The 17,752-nt window shown below is 37.7% G+C and carries 16 protein-coding genes; 3 read left to right on the top strand and 13 right to left on the bottom strand.

Translation table 11 applies throughout. The features are described from left to right. Window positions 1-78: 78 nt before the first annotated feature. From JM81_RS10755 to JM81_RS10700, 12 genes are all read right to left on the bottom strand, one after another. Window positions 79-711, bottom strand: coding sequence for a carbonic anhydrase family protein (locus JM81_RS10755; protein WP_144803252.1), 633 nt, complete (start codon window positions 709-711; stop codon window positions 79-81). Window positions 712-717: 6 nt separating this feature from the next. Next, on the bottom strand, window positions 718-1,545 hold the full coding sequence (locus JM81_RS10750) for a universal stress protein (RefSeq protein ID WP_144803249.1): 828 nt from the start codon (window positions 1,543-1,545) through the stop codon (window positions 718-720). A gap of 39 nt (window positions 1,546-1,584) precedes the next feature. Next, window positions 1,585-3,177, bottom strand: a complete 1,593-nt coding sequence (locus JM81_RS10745) for a SulP family inorganic anion transporter (protein ID WP_089261020.1) — start codon at window positions 3,175-3,177, stop codon at window positions 1,585-1,587. Window positions 3,178-3,249: 72 nt separating this feature from the next. Beyond that, window positions 3,250-3,546 carry a hypothetical protein gene (locus tag JM81_RS10740; protein WP_144803246.1) on the bottom strand — a complete coding sequence of 99 codons (297 nt, stop codon included), beginning with the start codon at window positions 3,544-3,546 and terminating at the stop codon, window positions 3,250-3,252. Window positions 3,547-3,603: 57 nt separating this feature from the next. Beyond that, window positions 3,604-4,365, bottom strand: coding sequence for a tetratricopeptide repeat protein (locus JM81_RS10735; RefSeq protein ID WP_089261018.1), 762 nt, complete (start codon window positions 4,363-4,365; stop codon window positions 3,604-3,606). 2 nt (window positions 4,366-4,367) lie between these two features. Next, a complete protein-coding gene (locus tag JM81_RS10730) occupies window positions 4,368-6,095 on the bottom strand; it encodes a BatD family protein (protein WP_089261017.1) in 1,728 nt (575 codons plus the stop codon). 56 nt (window positions 6,096-6,151) lie between these two features. After that, a complete protein-coding gene (locus tag JM81_RS10725; RefSeq protein WP_144803243.1) occupies window positions 6,152-7,006 on the bottom strand; it encodes a tetratricopeptide repeat protein in 855 nt (284 codons plus the stop codon). Beyond that, entirely contained in the window at window positions 6,999-8,045 is a 1,047-nt protein-coding gene (locus tag JM81_RS10720; protein WP_144803240.1) for a VWA domain-containing protein, read from the bottom strand. The genes JM81_RS10725 and JM81_RS10720 overlap by 8 nt, the downstream gene beginning before the upstream one ends. A 1-nt stretch (window position 8,046) precedes the next feature. Further along, a complete protein-coding gene (locus tag JM81_RS10715; protein WP_144803236.1) occupies window positions 8,047-9,045 on the bottom strand; it encodes a vWA domain-containing protein in 999 nt (332 codons plus the stop codon). After that, window positions 9,046-10,707, bottom strand: coding sequence for a hypothetical protein (locus JM81_RS10710; RefSeq protein WP_144803233.1), 1,662 nt, complete (start codon window positions 10,705-10,707; stop codon window positions 9,046-9,048). It lies immediately after the preceding gene. A gap of 5 nt (window positions 10,708-10,712) precedes the next feature. Beyond that, window positions 10,713-11,579, bottom strand: a complete 867-nt coding sequence (locus JM81_RS10705) for a DUF58 domain-containing protein (RefSeq protein WP_144803230.1) — start codon at window positions 11,577-11,579, stop codon at window positions 10,713-10,715. Between the two features lie 100 nt (window positions 11,580-11,679). Continuing rightward, a complete protein-coding gene (locus JM81_RS10700; protein ID WP_089261011.1) occupies window positions 11,680-12,681 on the bottom strand; it encodes an AAA family ATPase in 1,002 nt (333 codons plus the stop codon). 159 nt (window positions 12,682-12,840) lie between these two features. Here JM81_RS10700 and JM81_RS10695 point away from each other — a divergent pair, with 159 nt between their 5' ends. Genes JM81_RS10695 through JM81_RS10685 form a run of 3 tightly spaced genes read left to right on the top strand, consistent with a single transcriptional unit; the run spans window position 12,841 to window position 15,638 of the window. Then, window positions 12,841-13,716, top strand: a complete 876-nt coding sequence (locus JM81_RS10695; protein ID WP_144803227.1) for an aldo/keto reductase family oxidoreductase — start codon at window positions 12,841-12,843, stop codon at window positions 13,714-13,716. Window positions 13,717-13,727: 11 nt separating this feature from the next. Beyond that, the gene (locus tag JM81_RS10690; protein ID WP_144803224.1) at window positions 13,728-14,480 is read left to right on the top strand and encodes an SDR family NAD(P)-dependent oxidoreductase; all 753 of its coding nucleotides are present in this window, start codon (window positions 13,728-13,730) and stop codon (window positions 14,478-14,480) included. Window positions 14,481-14,501: 21 nt separating this feature from the next. After that, window positions 14,502-15,638 carry an ATP-binding protein gene (locus tag JM81_RS10685; RefSeq protein WP_144803222.1) on the top strand — a complete coding sequence of 379 codons (1,137 nt, stop codon included), beginning with the start codon at window positions 14,502-14,504 and terminating at the stop codon, window positions 15,636-15,638. A 173-nt stretch (window positions 15,639-15,811) separates the two neighbouring features. Here JM81_RS10685 and JM81_RS10680 read toward each other — a convergent pair whose 3' ends face one another. Next, window positions 15,812-17,752 (bottom strand): alpha-amylase family protein, encoded by a 1,941-nt coding sequence (locus JM81_RS10680; protein WP_144803219.1) that lies wholly within the window; start codon window positions 17,750-17,752, stop codon window positions 15,812-15,814.

Below are 17,752 nucleotides of genomic sequence, written 5' to 3'. Positions count from 1 at the left end.
ATTGGTTCTTTAACATACTGGTTTAAAAAAACCGATGAAGTATTCATCGGTTTTCACAATCGATTAAACCAAGGATTATTACTGTTCGAAAAATTCCACGGCACCTGTAGAAATATCATACATGGCGCCCACGATCAAAACTTCTCCGTTTTTCTCCATTTCTGCCAATACCGGACTGTACTTTTTTATATTGGCAATGGTCATTTCTACATTTTTAGCGGCAACTTTATCAACGAAATCAAGATTCTTAGAATTTCTAAGGCTTTCGTCCTTTGGTTCTGTAACGGCATCTACTGCAGGTTCTATCTTGTTGATCAATGCAGTTAGGTTACCCAACCTTGCGTGATCACACGCCCCTTTTATTGCGCCACAACTTGTATGTCCCAAAACTACTACAAGTTTGGTGCCTGCAAGTTTACAGCCAAATTCCATACTGCCCAAGATATCCTCGTTCACAAAGTTACCTGCAATCCTTACACTGAAAATATCTCCCAAGCCTTGGTCAAACACCAACTCAGCAGAGACCCTAGAGTCTATACAGCTCAATATCGTAGCAAAAGGAAATTGTCCTTCACTAGTATCATTTACTTGTTCTAAAAGATTTCTATTGGCCTTAAGGTTATTTTGAAACCTTAAATTTCCTTCCTTAAGAAAGTCCAATGACTTTTGCGGGGTCATTGTGGCTTGTGTTTCCTTAGTATGTGCTTTCATATGTTTTTAATTTTTAGTTATTTGTCCTGTTAATAATAAAGGAATATTAAGGTTATCTAAAATATCGGTAATATTGGTGGTCGTTGAAAAAGATTTTCCCTTTTTATCGGTGTTTAATTCACCTCTATCCACACATAGTAGATTTACCTTGTTGAAGGTTATATAGTTGGAAATGGTTTTTGAGGTATTGTCGTTTTTATCAAATACAAATTCAATATTTTTAGTGCCAATTTCCTCTTTTTCACTACTTTTTGGTTTACTGTTTTTGGAAATTTTAAACGATTTCAATGGTTTTTGAGTATGTGTTACCAACCGTGTTACCAATTCTGTCAATGAATTTTCCTCAGAATCGCTTAACATACCCAAAGAAAGGTCTCCATTTAATTCCAGAACATTTTTTTGATCGGTGAAAAATACCGGTCCATGATGTTTTTTCAGGACAAAAGGTATGATGTGGTCACCTAATAGATTAAATAGTTTAGGCTTTCTTTTGCCCAGGACTATAAAATCCGGTTTCTCATTATCTATATAATGTTCAATTTCATGTTTTACGTTACCTATGGCACAGGAATAGGATAATGGAACACCAAATTTTTTAGAATAGGTGTTTACTATGGCATTTATTTGCTTTTCCATTTCCATATACCCTGCATTTAGATTGCGCATGGCAGATAACTGACTTTCTTTTTTTACAACATCGGTTGCTTTTTTTACATGAAACAAGGCAATTTCACCTTTAAATACCTTTGCCAAGCTTAATGTGCTTTTAAGGGTATTTTCCAAGGAATCCTTTAATTCTGTAAAAATGACAATTTTATATTTTTTAGTTTTCATAATTACAAGTTTATAGACCGTAAGAAACGGTCATTTTAATTAACTGAGGCTCAATTTTGACTTGGGCCTTTCTTCAAAGAATCCTATGTAGCTTGGAGGGTTTTCTACCACCCCACGTTTAGAAACCAATTTTATATCTATGTTTCTTTCCTTAGCCTTTAGGCTAAAGTCTTCTAGAATTTCAACGATATCATGATCTAAATATCTCGTTTTCATAATATCTATTTCTAAATAGGTATCTCGTGGTAAACTATCCAATTCGTTCAAAATAGCACCTTTGTTAAAAAAGGTCACTTCTTCTGCCAAGGTCATCTTAATCTTGTGTTTACCATTACTATTGTCCTCAATATGTAAGAAATGCGAGTTTTGGTAACTCTTTAAAAGAATAACTACAATACCAACCGCTAATCCTAAACTTATACCTATTAGAAGATCGGTAAATACAATACCAAGTACAGTTACGAAAAATGGCACGGATTGTTTCCACCCTAGTTTGTACATCTTTTTGAAAAGGGCAGGTTTTGCCAATTTGTACCCTACTATGAACAGAATTGCTGCCAAGACCGATAATGGAATCATGTTCAACAATCTTGGAATAAGAATTACCGAAATCAATAAAAGGAAACCATGTATTATGGCAGATAATTTAGTTCTACCCCCAGACTGTATATTGGCAGAACTCCTAACGATTACCTGTGTAATTGGTAAACCACCGATCAAACCAGATATAATGTTACCTGTACCTTGCGCCAAAAGTTCCCTATTGGTTGGGGTGACATTTTTGTGGGGATCCAATTTATCCGTAGCCTCAACACAAAGCAAGGTTTCAAGACTGGCCACCAAAGCTATAGTAAACGCAGTAACCCATACTTGTGGGTTAGTTATGGCGCTGAAATTAGGAAAGCTAAATTGTCCCAAAAACGATGCGGCATCTTCTGGCACAGGTACACTTACTAAATGGTCAGAGGATATTGCCAGTACATCACTGTCCTTGGTCAGCAAATAAAACAAAATACCTACGGCCACGGCCACCAATGGTCCTTGGATCAGTTGAAATATTTTGCCTTTTTTAGATAAAACCTTGTCCCATAATAGCAAAATTGAGAACCCTATAATTGCAATTAGTGTAGCTCCTGGACTTATATTGTTAACGGTATTAATTATTTCTGAAAAAGTGTTTTCACCATCAACCTGGAAAAAGGCCCAATCTCCTTCCGGATCAGGGTCATAACCAAAAAAATGAGGTATTTGTTTCAAAATAATGATAATACCAATACCGGTAAGCATTCCTTTAATAACGGAAGAAGGAAAATAATATCCAATGACACCGGCCTTTAAAACACCAAAAATAATTTGGATTATACCACCTAAAACAACGGCAACCAAAAAATTCTGGTAACCGCCCAAGGCTCCAATTGCTGTTAAAACAATTGCCGCCAAACCTGCTGCTGGTCCACTGACCCCAATTTTAGAGCCACTTAAACCTCCTACTACTATACCGCCAATAATACCGGCGATTAATCCTGAAAACAATGGGGCCCCACTGGCCAATGCAATACCTAAACATAAAGGTAGTGCTACGAAAAATACTACGATACTCGATGGAATATCGCTCTTAATATGCTTAAACATACAATAATGAAATTATATCCTAGCGCTCTGCTTAGGATTGATTAGTTACTTAAAAAAAATTAAAATGGTAAACTAACCTAGGTATTCCGGTGGGGGAGAGATAACTTCTAAAGCAAAATCAAAACAGCCTAGTAAATAATGCTTACGGCTGTTGGTGTTTTGGGTAAGCGCAATTAAGGAAAAATCAATAGCATTTTCCTTTACATATTTTTCTTCGCCCATTGACTTTTTACCGGTCTCTTGTTGTTCCTCTTCATTAAGATTGGTAACCACAATAGGGTTTTCAGTATCGCACAAGGTTATTATGCTAGGTGCAGTAATTGCAAAAAGCCATAATAATAACAAAGTAATGCGCGCTATATGTTTCATTTTTTTGAATCGATGACAAAGATAAGCCCGAGTCTTTAAATATCTGTTAAATTATATCTAAAAATCTTTCAACAGCCTTAAATCTTCCTTATTGGCCCACCCTGTCTTACCATCGGTCAATTGTATTTTGTTCCATTGCTCCAATTCATCCAACACATTCACTTTGGTTCCCGAATGGAGAATAAATAATTGTTGGCCGGCAGTATTGGGTTCGGACTTTATGACGCTTTCTTCAGCAAAAATGATGGCAGGTTGCCAAGCATTGAAATCGCTTTGTTGAATATAGGCGAATACAATGGCCACCAAACTAACGAACAATGCTAAAAGGCTACCAATAAAGGTCCACCTTTTTCGTGTGGAATAATTTGAAAAATAAAATAGGATGTACAGAATTACAAATGCCAACATAGCGGCAATTGCTAGGTATGCCCATTGATCAAAGGTTAGCTTGCCGGTTATATTCTTATATAATTTGGATAGTCCGGTTTCTGGCAGGGTATCTATAGCGTCCAAGGTCATATTTTGGGCATAACTGAGATTGGTCTTTATTTCTTGGTCATTTGGCGCCAGCAACAAAGCTTTTTCGTAGTAATATATGCTTTCGGCAATTTTATTAAGTTTATAATAGGCGTTGCCCATATTAAAATAAACCGCGGCAGAATGCTTGCCGTTATCCAATATTTGGGTATAATACTCTATGGCACTATCATATTCACCGGCATTATAGGCTGTGGTAGCTTGATCGAACAATTTATTGTTCTGGGCGCTACAGCAAATAACCGTAAAAAGACCAATGATGAATGCTATCTTTTTAAACATGATTATAATTGTTTATCCATTAATGAAATTACCTCACTGGCCTTTTCATAATCGGCCTGCATTTGAACATCGGAAAATGGACTATATCTTGCGGCTTCGCAACTTTGCAATAAGGATATGAAATTGGTAATGGTGCTTTCTTCAATGCCTTTTTTGTCCAATAACACGGCAATTTTATCTTTACTGAATTCTGAGGTCTCAATTTTAAGCTTGGCCTTTAAATAATTATGCAATGCCCTTTCCAATGCCACATAAAAGGAATCTTTGTTACCCAATTCCTTTTTAGCCGCCGACAAATATTTACGAGCCAATTTATTGGCCTTTCTGACCTTGTTTCCGGCAACGTCTCCTGCTATGGCGTCTCTCTTTTTCCTAAAAATGATTGCCAAGGGTATTAATAACAAAGGTAGTAGCAACCAAAGATAAAATTTGGTGGACCTAAAAAAGTATGAAACTGTTTTGTCGGATAGGTTTGGGGTCAGTTTTATAAAATTGAACTTTGTACCACTGGCGATCACGGCCTGTTTGCTATTCGCTACATTTGGAGATGGGGTATTCAATCCATTTAAAGGACCTTCTATGACATTGATGATAATTTCATCAGAGGTTAAGGTAGTGTACTTTTCTGTTGAAGGGTTGAAATAGCTAAAACTCATTGGGGCAATTGGGTATTTTCCCCTAAAGGCCGGTACAATGGTATATTGGTTACTGATTTTTCCCTGCATGCCGCTCAACGTAGTTCTTACCCCTTCCGTAAATTCAGGTTCGTATACTTCTAAAGCACTAGGTAATTCAGGTTCTGGAAGTTTAAAAAGTTTAAGGTTTCCCTTACCGCTGACCTCTACGGTAGCCTGTAATGATTCCGTAGCGTTTAAACTTGTTTTACTGGTAGACACGTTAAAATTGAATTCCCCTACGGCACCGTTAAAATTTGCCGGTTGGTTTTCAACCGGTAACGGCTTTACATTTATGGTCCTACTGCCTGCGGAAACCGTTTTATTAGTTTGGGCATACATACGGCTACCAAAAAAATCGCGTCTTCCTGTGGGAACGTCCACGGTTACATCCAAGGATAAGGGTTCAATGTCTAGCTTACCGGATTTTTGGGGATACAGCACTACACGTTTTAAAGTTACGTATCTGTAAGGTTTGCCCTTATAAGTTCCATTTTGGGCACTTAACGCGGATACCTTAATATCTTGGCTCCAGAAATTATTATAGGTAGGATTGTCCAAGGGTTGATAATTGGATACACTAATATTTGGACTTACATATAATTTGTAGACCACTGTAATGGCCTCGTTCAAATAGGGGTTAGTTTTGGAAATCTCAGCAACTAAATGTAAGTTTTCATCGGCAATGTCATCTGCCGTCATTTGATCACTTGGTTTATCCACCGCAGCGGTCACTTCAACTTCTTTTGCCAAGGATTTGTAGGTTTCTCCCCCAATTGATATGGATGCCTGCTTAATGGTAAATTTTCCCTTTGCTGTAGGGGCCAATGTGTAGGAATAGGATTTGGAGTAACTCCTTACCCCATTGATCCATGAAGAACTTATGGATTGTGACGGACCCATGATGACCCTAAATCCTTCAAAATCAGGGGGATTAAAATTATCGCCGTCACGGTTCATGACAAAATCTACCCGCAAACGTTCATTTAAGCCTAATTTGGGTTTGCTTAATTTCATTTCAAACGTTACTCCACTATTGTCCTGTGCCATCACCATAGAGGACGATAGCAAAAACAATAGTGCCAATGAGTATTTTAAAATGCCCTTAATCTTTACCAATCTTTTTCGTTTTTAATCTTAACACCTTTAACTTTTTTGGCGTCAATTTTATCTTGAACTTTTTTCTCAGCGTTTTGCATTGCCCTTAATAAATTTTCAACTTGCTGTTTGGAAAGTTGATTTGGCCTAGGTTGCTGTTGTTGCTCCTTATCCCCTTGTTCAGGTTGTTTCTTTTGATTTTTTTTATCGCGTTCACCATCTTTGTTCTCGTCTTTTTGCTCTTCATTTTTATCGCCTTCCTCACCTTTGTCCCCTTCATCTCCTTGGTCTTTCTTGTCCTCGTTTTCCCCTTCGTCTTTTTTGTCCTGGTCCTTGTTTTCGTCCTTGTCCTTTTTGTCCTCGTCCTTATCGTCTTGGTTCTGTTGTTTGTTTTCCTCGTCTTTTTTAAGTAGTTCTTTTGCTAGAGCAAGGTTGTACCTTGTCTCTTCGTCCGTAGGATCATTTCTTAAAGCTTCCTTATAAGCTTCAACAGCTTTTTCATATTCTTTACGTTTCATAAAAACGTTGCCCATATTATGGTAAGCGCTGTGCTTGTCTTTTTTGGAGGTCGATGTTTCTCCTGCTTCCTTAAATCTACTGAAAGCTTCGTTATAGGTCTCGTTCAAATAATAGGCATTGCCCAAATTATAAGGAGCGGCACTATTTTCCGGGCTTTCTGATATGGCTTTTCTATAATTGACCTCTGCGGCAATAAAATCATCTTCGGATAAGGATTTATTGCCTTCCCATGTAAGATTGGTAGAGGTTTTCAATGCCTTTTCCTTTTCTTGCTCGTTCATTTCCTGAGCAATACAATTAGCAGACAAAGAAACAAAAACCGATAGGGTGATAATTCTGATTTTATTCATGTCTTTTTTCGTTGAACAGGTTTAATTTCTTTAACCAGCTTGTTTTACGGTCCAATATAAAAATATCTAAAAAGAGAAGCAAAAGGGCCGCCCCAATGAACCATTGAAACTGATCTTTGTATTCTGCAAATTGTTTGGCCTCAAACTCTTTTTTGTCCATTTTCAACAATTCCTCCTTAATGAATTCCACAGCTGCATCTGTGTTGGAACCATCTATATATTGTCCTTTACCTTCATTGGCAATATCAACCAATACAGCTTCATTTAACCTGGTTATTACGGTTTCCCCTTGATTATCTTTCTTTAAGCTCTCTAAAATTCCGTTTCTTTTGATAGGAATTGGTGCACCTTTTGCTTTTCCGACACCAATGGTATAAATGGTTATGCCCTCATCTACGGCGTCCTCTACGGCATCTATAGTAGAACCCTCGGAATGGTCTTCTCCATCAGAAATAATGAACAGTACCCTGTTTGTTTGCTCCGCATCATCGTAATACGTGCTGGCAAGTTCAATGGCTTGGTCTATAGCAGTACCTTGTGAGGTCAACATATCTGTGTTCATACCTTGCAAGAACATTTTTGCCGCTCCGTAATCCGTAGTTATGGGCAGTTGTGGATATGCTTGTCCGGCATATGCAATAATCCCTATACGATCACTGGCCAATTGATTGATTATTTCCGAAACCAGTCTTTTTGCTTTTTCCAATCGGTTAGGGGCAATATCTTCGGCCAACATACTTTTAGAAACATCAACAGCAAATACAATATCTACCCCTTCACGTTTAACGGTCTCTAATTTTGTACCAATTTTGGGATTGACCAAACCTACGACCAATAATCCTAAGCTTAAGATGAAGAGTATTAGCTTTAAAGCACTTTTATTTGTGGAGTAGCTTGGGGTAAGTCTTTTAAGCAGTGCGGTATCCGCAAATTTTCTTTGGGTTCTTTTTTTCCAAATCAAGACCATTAGGTACAGTACCACAATTACCGGAATGATAATGAGCAAGTAGAAATATATTTTTTCGTCTAACTGTACCATATTATACAAAACTTCTAAAAAGAGTGTTCCTTAAAATCCATTCAAATAATAGAAGCGCCCCCGCAATTAAGATCCAAGGTCTAAATTTCTCTTCATAACGGTAATATTTGAATTCTTCAACTTCTGTTTTTTCCAATTTGTTGATCTCATCATAGATTTCTTCTAGAGACTCATTATCCGTAGCCCTAAAATATCTTCCGCCTGTGGCCTGTGCAATTTCCTTTAAAAGAGCTTCATCTATTTCTACTTGTCTCATACCGTATCTAAACGAACCGTCTGCGTTATAGGATACCGGGGACAATGCATTGCCATTGGTGCCAAGGCCAATTGTATACGTCTTAATTCCGAATTCAATGGCCAAATCCGCTGCGGTCTGTGGTTCTATGAACCCAGAGTTGTTTACACCGTCCGTAAGTAAAATGATTATTTTACTCTTTGCCTTGCTTTCCTTTAGTCTATTGACAGAAGTTGCCAGTCCCATACCAATAGCCGTACCATCTTCCAATTGACCATAACTAATTTCTGAAAGTGCATTGATGACAATAGCTTTATCCGTAGTAATTGGCGTCTTGGTATATCCTTCACCAGCATAGGCTACCAGTCCTATACGGTCATTTGGTCTTTTCTTTATAAAATCTGCGGCTACTTCTTTTAAAGCTGATAATCTGTTTGGCTTAAGATCACGGGCCAACATACTTGAAGACACATCTATTGCCATAACGATATCTATACCCTTGGTCGTTTTGGTACGTGTTGATATGTCTTCTGTCTGGGGTCTTGCCATTGCTACGATAATAGCACTCAAAGCCATAAGACGCAAGAAGAACAACAAGGGTTTAAGTTTTGGCAATAAGCTAATTTGATCGAACCCTTTTAAACTTGATATACGAAGAGACGCAGTCTGTTCTTTTTGCTTAAAGATATACCATGCAATGGCTAATGGCAGTAGTAGAAACAGCCAAAAGAATCCTGGATTTGCAAAAGATATATTTTCTAACATTTATACTTCTGTTTTAACTTCTACCGATGCTAAAATTCGGTCAACTATTTCTTGTGCGTAATCATCATCTTCTAACCAAGTTAAGATTACATACTGTTGAAAACCCTTGCCGCCAAATAATAAAACAGTGTATTTGCCGTCTAGCGATTCGGTTACTTTTGGCGTAGAAAATTTGCCGCTACCAAAAACCTTAACACCCGTGACACCACTTATCGTAGAGAATTCTTCTTGTTTGGTAATAATGTTTTTTGCCCCTTGGGCCTCAAAATTGGATAAAATCTGCTCAATGGTCTTATCAAAATCGGGCTCTGCATTGGGATCGTTCAATGTAATGGAAGTAGCGGCAACACTAAACAGACCAATTTGGCTTGAGTAGGTAAAAGCTTGTATGTCCGCTATGGCAGCTTTGGCTTCTGGCGGTAATTTTACCTCTTGCCTGACCATTACTTCAGGCGTTTCCAGTTCAATAGGTGGAAAACCATATGAACTACGTACCCAATCCCCTTCAAGCAATTCCATGGTAGGATGTCCAAGAACGGTATCCTTTACATATCCAAATCCAAACTTTATACCGGCAATTGTAGTAGCAACGAGTAATAATGCCACTAGCGATGCAATACCAAGGATGATTTTTTTCTTTTTCTGTTTTCTTTCCAGCTCTTCTTGGTATTCCGCTTGCTCCAGTAATTCCTCTTCAGTAGGTTCAGGTAGGGCTTCATGTGTTTTCTCCACAATTTGCTCTACTAATTTGCGATCTTGTTCCGCTACTTGGGTAGATGGTTTGTTTCTTGCAAATTTCACCAAATCTGCCGTTTGCAATATCTGTTGAAACTGTTTTATGGTATCGTCATCCAAATTTAGCTCACCGGCATCCTTTAAAAGTTCCAGTTTTTCAATCAGTTGGCCAGTTGTACTTTCCAGTGCCGTAACATGGACATCTTCTTCTAAATAAGAACGTACTATAGTCGTTAGTTCAGAGTAATATTCCTTGTATTCATCCTGTATTAAGTATTTGGAATTCTCCAATCGCTTAAGTTCCAAAATAGCTCTATCATATGGGGGCAAAAGCGCTACTTTTTCTTCCTCTGTCAATGGTTTTTTTCTAAGAACGAACCAATAAAACATACCGCCCAAAAGAAGTAAAATCAGTATACCGTAAAGTATAAATTTTAAAATTTCCGTATTGCTCTTTTCGACATTAATAATGGGTTTAATGTCGTACATTTTTTGATTTAAGGTGTCTACGGGCACAGTTGCAACATTGATCAACATTGAATCCGTCATATAGCCGGTACCATTAATTTCAATTCGTTGTGAAGGCAATTTATATGCACCGGAATCAAACTGGGTAAGGGCATAAATTTTTTGCAAGGTCAGGCGGTCTTTTTTTCTAGTAGTATCGGTAGCAAATGCCTCAACGGTCTCTAGTGGTGAAAATGTTTGTCCTTCAGGAAAAATGACTTGTGCAGTGGTATCCACCTCAACGGTAACGGTCCATTGAACCTGCTCGCCAATTTTTATGGAAGTCGTATCTACTGAAGTTTGTAAAATTGGTTTTTCCTGTGCGGACAGCTGAAGTAAACAGCTTAAAAAAACTAATACCGGCACATATCGTTTATAGAACGAAAAGCTTATTTTAAGTAAGTACTTATCATTAATCATTCGAATCAACCTCTTCTTTTAAAATAGCCCAATAATTTCTTTACATAACTTTCATCTACCCTACAGTCCAATGTGCCACAACCGGCCTTTGTAAAAGCCTCTTTGAAGTAGGCAACACGTTCCTTGTTGAATTGGGCGTACGCATTACGTACTTTTTTAGACTGTGTATTAACCAATTGTAATTTACCTGTTTCTACATCTTCTAGTTGAACCATTCCCAAATTAGGAATAGTCTGCTCCCTTTCATCATAAATCCTTATTCCGGTAACGTCGTGCTTGTTTCCGGTAATTTTTAATGTTTTTTCGTAATCATCGCCAATAAAATCAGAAAGGACGAAGACAATGGCCTTTTTTTTCATGACACTGCTCAAAAATTTTAGTGCCTGGCCAATATCCGTTTTGTTACTTTTTGGTTTAAATTCCAACAGTTCCCTAATTATGCGTAGTGCATGGGTCTTTCCTTTTTTTGGAGGTATGAACAGTTCAACTTGGTCAGAGAACAGGATCAAACCTACCTTATCGTTGTTTTGTAATGCACTGAATGCCAATGTTGCCGTAATTTCAGTTATGATCTCATTTTTGAACTGGTTGGTGGTACCGAACAGTTCAGAACCGCTTATATCTACAAGAAGCATCATGGTCAGTTCCCGTTCTTCCTCAAACACCTTTATGAACGGTTCATTGTACCGGGCCGTTACGTTCCAATCTATATTTCTGACATCATCCCCAAATTGGTACTGGCGTACTTCACTAAACGTCATGCCCCTACCTTTAAAGGTAGAGTGGTATTCCCCACCAAATATATGGTCGGAAAGACGCCTGGTCTTTATCTCTATCTTTCGTACTTTTTTGAGTAGTTCTTTGGTATCCATTTTGTTATTGAAACAGCCGTTATTTCTAAAATTGTCAGCATAAAATAAATGCAATTGGGTTTACATACGCCAATTGTACGCTGAACGCCAACGAATAACGTTATGGTACTTCTATCTCGTTTACGATTTTATTGATAATATCTACAGAAGTGATATTTTCTGCTTCCGCTTCATAGGTAATACCAATTCTATGCCTTAATACATCGTGTACAACGGCCCTTACATCCTCGGGTACCACATAGCCTCTTCTTTTAATGAACGCATAACACTTGGCGGCAACACCTAAGTTTATACTACCCCTTGGAGAAGCACCAAAACTTATCAACGGTTTTAAACTTTCAAGGTTGTATTTTTCTGGATACCTGGTAGCAAATACGATATCTAGAATATACTTTTCTATTTTTTCGTCCATATATACTTCTCTAACTGCTTTTTGGGCACTAAGAATCTGATCTATGGATACTACGGCGTTGACCGCTTCATAATTACCAAGTAAATTTTGGCGCATTATGAGTTGCTCCTCATTGATTTTTGGATAATCAATAACCGTTTTCAACATAAAACGATCTACCTGTGCTTCAGGTAAAGGGTAAGTACCTTCCTGTTCTACCGGGTTTTGGGTAGCCATTACCAAAAAAGGCTTGTCCAAGGTAAACGTTTCATCACCAATGGTTACCTGTTTTTCCTGCATGGCCTCCAAAAGGGCGGACTGTACTTTTGCCGGGGCACGGTTAATTTCATCTGCCAAAACAAAATTGGCGAAAATGGGACCTTTCTTAATAGAAAAATCGTTCACTTTCATATTGTATATCATAGTACCTACAACATCCGCTGGAAGCAGGTCTGGGGTAAACTGTATTCTGCTAAAACTTCCTTTAACGGCTTTGGAGAGGGTGTTTATTGCTAATGTTTTTGCCAGCCCGGGTACACCTTCCAATAAAATATGTCCCTGGCCCAGAAGACCTATCAATAACCGTTCTACCATATATTTTTGGCCCACGATTACCTTGTTCATTTCAAGCATCAATAAATCGATAAAAGCACTTTCACGAGTAATTTTCTCATTTACGGCACTAATGTCAACTGAAGTATTTTCTTCCATTTAAATCGTTATATAATTGGTTATTAGCCTTCTGAATTTTAACAGTCATGCAAATTGAAAATTAAATCACTCAGTAGCTGTTAATGATAGGTTAAAAATAACGAAAACCCTATATTTTTATGAAGCCTTTAAGGGATTTCTTTTTAAATTCATCGACCTATGAACAACACGACCACGTATTCTAGAATTATAGCAGGTACCATGACATGGGGTAATTGGGGCAAACAACTTTCTATTACGGAAATGGTTTCTTTAATGAACCAATGTATGGAGAATAAAATTACCTCTTTTGACCATGCCGATATTTATGGGGATTATACGAACGAGGACCAATTTGGTAAAGCCTTTGCACAAAGCGGTATTGCCAGGGAGAATGTACAATTGATCAGCAAGTGTGGTATACAGTTTAATGTAAAGGATAGAACCAATAGGGTAAAACACTATGAGTATGGAAAGGATTATATCATAGCATCTGTGGAAAGGTCCTTAAAACTCTTACGAACAGATTTTTTGGACCTATTGTTATTGCACAGGCCAAGTCCGCTCATGGATCCGTTTGAGATTGCAGAGGCTATTGGTCATTTAAAGCAGCAAGGAAAGATCAAACAATTTGGGGTCTCAAATTTTACACCGTCCCAAATAAAGCTTATTGAAAAGAAGGTTCCGGTAGAGGCCAATCAGATAGAGTATTCATTGACTTCCAATGAAGCAATGAACAATGGTGTTTTAGATGATTGTATCGTTCATGATAGGCTTGCCATGTCATGGAGTCCCTTAGGTTCTTATTTTAGAAATGATACCCCTGTAAACCAAAGAATTGGTAAATTGTTAAAAGAATTTACCAAGAAATATAATGCTACTGAAGATCAGTTGTTATTGGCATGGATACTTAAACACCCTTCTAAAATACATCCTGTGGTAGGTACGGCAACTCCGGAGCGATTAAAATTAGCTATGGAAGCAGTACGCATAGAGATGGATTTACAAGATTGGTTTATCTTACTTGAAGCCAACGAAGGTCATGAAGTCGCATAAAAAAGTTGAAGATGAAAAAAACAGCATTTATAACGGGAGCTACCAGTGGTATAGGTAAAGCAACCGCCGTACTTTTTGCCAAAAATGGAATAAACTTGGTAATCTGCGGTAGGCGTCAAGAGCGGTTGGACCAACTTAAAAATGAATTGGAAAAAGAAGTTGATATCCATACCTTAAATTTTGATATAAGGGATAAAACCATGGTTAACAAGGCAATAGATGGCTTGCCGGAAGAATTTTCCCAAATAGATATTCTTATCAATAATGCGGGAAATGCGCATGGGTTAGACCCCGTTCATGAAGGGAATCTAGAAGATTGGGACGCCATGTTGGATATAAACGTAAAAGGCTTATTGTATGTTTCCAAGGCACTTATACCACAGATGGTACAGAGAAAATCCGGGCACATTATCAACATAGGGTCCACCGCCGGAAAGGAAGTATACCCTAAAGGAAATGTTTATTGTGCAAGCAAACATGCCGTAGACGCCATAAACCAAGGCATGAGAATAGACCTTAACCCATTTGGAATTAGGGTTGGGGCCATAAACCCTGGTTTGGTGCAAACGGAGTTCAGTAATGTGCGCTTTAAGGGAGATGATGATCGTGCGGATAATGTATATAAAGGTTTTCAGCCACTAAATCCTGAAGATATTGCGGACATTATCCATTTTGTGGTAACAAGACCCTATCATGTAAATATTGCAGATTTAATTGTCATGCCCACGGCACAGGCATCCAGTACCATTGTAAATAAATCTTAGGTATTGAAAACATTATAACAAATGATTAATAAACGCCTACTGGTTAAAAACTTGCTCGCCCATAACGACGAGAATAGTTTTTACGATAAAAAGCGTTTTATATCCATTGGGGAAAAAGAGGGAAAGGCAAAATTTTTAAAGCATGTCTGTGCTTTGGCCAATAGCAATCCTTCCAATAATTCCTTTATAGTAATAGGTGTAGAGGATGAGGACAATAAAATTGTTGGGGTAGATTTTTTTGATGATAGTAAAATCCAAAATCTGGTCAATGCATATTTAAACAACCCTCCCTTGATCTCATATGAGAATATACCGTTTCCGCATTTGCCTGACGGCAAGGTTGTAGGGTTGGTCACCATAAAATCCATAGGTAAGGTATGTTCCCTAAGAAAGACCATCTGGAAATATTACGCAGGTTCTGTATTTTTTAGGGAAGGGAGCATAAGTTTGCCAAAAGCGTATGATATAGAACTTAAGGAAATAAATAATGAGGCTGTCGCTACCATAGAGCAGCATGCAAAGAACAATATAAAATTAACCTTAGACGGAGTAATTGATTTTTTAAACAATAGGCATAAAGATTTAGAAAGTGATTATAAGGTTTTTAAAGAGCAATTTGTAGTTTGTTGGGCCGGCAATAAAAAAGTAGTGAACGGGGAAACCTTTTATTATAGGGTAGATATTGAATTGATTAACGAACAGGTGAAATTGTTCTACTCTAATTTAGATGAGGTAAAAATCAGTATTGATGAAAATTCATTTACAACAATAGAATTTGTGCAATTGGGACTAGGGGCCAAACAAAAATATTATCCATTAGAAAAAGTGGTAATTAATTTTAATGAAAATGGCATTTATCAAATTAACAGTGATTTGCTTTTTAATCCGCCTAAATACAACCAAAAGAAACTGGGGGAAATTTATAAAAACAATAATTTAATTATAGAGAAGGCCAAAGCTAACATTGCATTTAGTCCTATGGAGGTCAAAAGTTTAAAATATTTGGCAGATACTTATCTTATTTGTTATTTAAATGGATTTGAACAGGCCAAGGAACAGATGGAAATAGCAAGGGGGCTTTTAAAACATGCCTACCCCAAGGTAAATACCTCAATAAAAGAGGCACTGAGAATACTTAGGAAGGTTAGGTACAATTAAAGTTCCATGATATAAAAACCACGTTTTGGTCTATAGGTTAGAATTTTATTTGTGGTATACTGATGTTTTAATATGGCTTCATCAAAACCATAGTTACCAAACAATTTACAAATAGTAAGGTTACCCAAATGCATTTTTTTAATGAATAGGTATTCGTTATTATTTAACGACCATTAACTATTTTTAATCCACAGTTGTTGAAAAGGTTTTAAGGGCAGCTCGTTATTTATAAGCTCAAGAGGATGATCGGTTAGAAGATCAATAGTCGTCTTACCGGTTTGAATGCCAATGGAATGCAGCCAGCCAATATCTAATTTTTCCGTTACCTCGTTAAAATTTGAAAGGATATAGATGTTGCGTTCACCCTCTGTACGTTTGTAAACGAATATATGCGGATTGGGACATCCATATATTTTAAGGTTATTGGTGTCTTTGAAGACAGTATGATCTTTTCTTATACGGATCATATTTTTTAATCCTTTAAATATAATTGTTGGGGGGCTATCTGGTGTTTTGTTCAATTTGGAAATAGTATTCCAATCTTGAAGTGGCCTATTCACCCAACGGTTATCGTTTACATGATCGGCATCTTGCTCAAAAGTATAGTCGTTCAAGGTACCTATTTCATCTCCGGCGTAGATCATAGGTATGCCGCCAATCGTTAAGATGATACCGTGCATCATTAATATTTTGGCAATGGCGTATTCGATTATGTTTTTGTTATTTTGTGCCAATGCGGTTTCTAGGCCCAAAAGGGATGCGGCACTACCGGTAATTCTTCCGTCTCCATTTTTAGGATTGTACATAAACATTAATCCTTTGGCCGGTGACCATGCCAATTTACCACAATAGTAATTTAATAAAAACTCTTTGTGTGCCCTTGGGTCCCAACCCATAGAGGCTATAAAATTATCGTCATATCCAAGACCGATATCATCATGGCACCTAATATAATTTATCCAAGTAGCGTCTTTGGGTTTGGTTGGTATCTCGGTTAAGCTCTTTAGCATGAGAGATGCCTGTTTGGTTGCAATGGAGTTCCACAGTAACGCCATCAAAGAAGCATTATAGGCAATTTCACATTCATTGCCCTCTAACATTCCTTCGCCAAAATACTTGAGAATGTTTCTTGGGGCTACAATGGCCTCGGCCAAAAGTATTACTCCTGGCGCAATAACCTGAAGGCACATTCTAAAAAGGGAGATTAAGGCGTGGGCCTCCGGTAAGTTCTGTGATTGGGTGCCGAGCTTTTTCCATAGAAAGGCCAAGGCATCAAAACGGATTACGTCAACGCCCAAATTGGCCAAGGACATTAAGTTGGCCAACATTTCTATAAAAACTTCGGGGTTTCTATAGTTTAGATCCCATTGGTAATGATTAAAACAGGTCATCACCCATTTTTCCATTTCTTTGTTATAGGTAAAATTGCCCGGTGCGGACTGTGGAAAGATTTCGGGGAGCGTTTTTTCAAATTCATCTGGTATATGGCGTGTTGGGTATGTGTAATAATACCCTTGATACTTAGCATTGCCCGCTTTTGCTTTTTTGGCCCATTCAAACTCATCGCTCGTATGGTTGACCACAAAATCCAGCATTAGGAAAATTCCTTTTTTACGGGCATTTTTGGTCAAGGCAACAAACTCGTCCTTAGTGCCATATCTGGGGTCTATTTCATGATAGCTGTTTACTGCATACCCACCGTCATTTTCCCCGGCTGGCCTGTTGGTTACAGGCATTAGGTGTAAAAAATTGATTCCTAAATCTTTGAAATAGGGCAATTTTTCATTTAGACCGCTAATGTTTTTGTTAAAACGGTCCACATAAAGTTGCATACCGACCATTTGTTCGCTCTGATACCAGTTACCCGCCCTTAAGCGTTCAATATCTTGTTGTTGTAACGCCAAGGAACGTTGACCGTAAAGAGTTTCAATCTGATCAATGAGTACATAGAACTGATCTACATATTCCTTTTCATTATAAAGTGAAAAAAACAAAGATTTTATTAATGAGAGATTGGTTGCCAGCCTCAGGTCAAAATAGGTTTTGAGCTGTTGTGCATCATCTATCTTTGGTTCTTTGGATACCAAATAACGATGTAGTTCCGCTTGGTTCAT

Origin of the sequence: Maribacter sp. MAR_2009_72 (genome assembly GCF_007827235.1) — a bacterium.
Taxonomy (GTDB): domain Bacteria; phylum Bacteroidota; class Bacteroidia; order Flavobacteriales; family Flavobacteriaceae; genus Maribacter; species Maribacter sedimenticola.
The sequence above is the reverse complement of the archived record's forward strand: the minus strand, read 5'-3'. Positions and strand labels throughout refer to the sequence as shown.